This window comes from Halorubrum sp. AJ67, assembly GCF_000513435.1.
The window spans coordinates 14,075-15,840 of sequence record NZ_CBVY010000032.1; the positions used below are offsets into that span (position 1 = coordinate 14,075).

Below are 1,766 nucleotides of genomic sequence, written 5' to 3' on the forward strand. Positions count from 1 at the left end.
CGGGCGATACCGGTCGTGCCCGCCGACGCGGTGCCGGTCCGCGAGGTGGACGAGCTGGCGGTCGCGAGCGAGGAGGATCTGGCCGCCGCGGTCGACGACTGGGAGGAGCGCGCCGAACAGCGCCGGCGCGACCAGAAGGCCGAGCGGATCGACCGGATCATCTCCGAACACCGCGCGGGGCGGACGCTCCCCGAGACGGAGGAGTAGCCGCACCCCGCCGAATCGACGCCGTCGCACTCGGTCCGCGTGAGCCATCACAACACGCTTCCAGAAGTCATATGTCCGGGAACGCACACTCGGGCGTATGGACGCTCACGAGCTGATCACCCGGAACGCGGCCGAGGTGGTCACCGAGGCGGAGATCGAGGCGCTGGCCGACGACCCCGACGGTAAGCGGGCGTACGTCGGCTACGAGCCCTCGGGCGTGCTCCACATCGGTCACATGCTCACCGCGAACAAGCTCATCGACCTCCAGGAGGCGGGGTTCGAGGTGACGGTCCTCCTGGCCGACGTACACGCCTACCTCAACGACAAGGGCTCGTTCGAGGAGATCCGCCACACCGCCGAGCGGATGCGCGACCAGTTCATCGCGTACGGCCTCGACGAGTCGAACACGCAGTTCGTCCTCGGCTCCGACTTCCAGCTCGACGACGACTACACCCTCGATCTCCACGCGCTGGAGCTTGAAACGACGCTCGCGCGGGCAGAGCGCGCGATGGCCGAGATCAGCTCGGGCGACTCGGTGAAGGTGTCGCAGGCCGTCTACCCCCTGATGCAGGCGCTCGACATCCCGTACCTCGGCGTCGACCTCGCTGTCGGCGGGATGGAGCAGCGGAAGGTCCACATGCTCGCGCGCGACGTGCTCCCGAGCATCGACCGCGAGCCGCCGACGAGCCTCCACACGCCGCTCATCGCCGACCTCGGCACCGGCCGCGGCAAGATGTCCTCCAGCGAGGGAGTCACCATCTCGATGGAGGACTCCCGCGAGGACATCGAGTCGAAGGTGAACGACGCCTACTGCCCGCCGACGGCCGACCCCGAGCCGACAGACGACGGAGTCGAGCGCGAGAACCCCGTGCTTCAGGTGTTCGAATATCACGTGTTCCCGCGATTCGATTCGGTCGTCGTCGAGCGCCCCGAGGAGTACGGCGGCGACCTCGAATACGACGACTACGAGACCCTCGAAGCGGAGTTGGCGTCCGGCGAACTCCACCCGGCAGACGCGAAGGGCGCGCTCGCCGAGTACCTCGACCGCCTCATCGCGCCGGGCCGCCAGCAGCTCGCCGAGTAGCCCGAATCACTCGGCGTCCGGGCTTTTCACCGCCGCGTGACCGGCGAGTTCGCAGCTCCCGTCCAGACAGCTCCGACCGGCCGCCGTCTCGAAGACGGGAAGCCCGCAGTCGCACTCGTCGACGACGACGCCGGCCGGGAACGAGAGGGTGGTCTCGCAGTCGTCGCGTTCGCAGGCGAGGTAGACGCGGCCGGGCGCGTACCGGACGGCGAGGTCGCCGTCGCAGTCCGGGCAGGGCCACGCGCGGTCGAAGCGATCGCCGACGGCCTCCTCCAGCGGGTCGCACGCGGGGTCGAGACAGAGATGGAACGGTTCGCCGCGCTCGACGCGAACCTTCGGCAGACCGCAGTCGTCGCAGGTGGCGTCCGTGACGCTCGCGCCGGCCGGGAGTCCCCAGCGCGTTTCGCAGTCGAGACAGACCACGTCGCCGCGCGAGCGCACGAGCGGCCCGCCGTCGTCGGGACACGTCCCGACC

The 1,766-nt window shown here is 69.7% G+C and carries 1 protein-coding gene and 2 pseudogenes; 2 read left to right on the top strand and 1 reads right to left on the bottom strand.

All coding sequences use genetic code 11. From position 1 onward, the window contains the following. Together BN903_RS14705 and BN903_RS14710 are read left to right on the top strand one after the other, a co-directional pair. A pseudogene (locus BN903_RS14705) lies at positions 1 to 207 on the top strand (DUF460 domain-containing protein); the annotation flags it as partial. A gap of 97 nt (positions 208 to 304) precedes the next feature. Then, positions 305 to 1,291 carry a tyrosine--tRNA ligase gene (locus BN903_RS14710; protein WP_048078443.1) on the top strand — a complete coding sequence of 329 codons (987 nt, stop codon included), beginning with the start codon at positions 305 to 307 and terminating at the stop codon, positions 1,289 to 1,291. Positions 1,292 to 1,297: 6 nt separating this feature from the next. Here BN903_RS14710 and BN903_RS14715 read toward each other — a convergent pair. Then, a pseudogene (locus BN903_RS14715) lies at positions 1,298 to 1,766 on the bottom strand (DUF91 domain-containing protein); the annotation flags it as partial.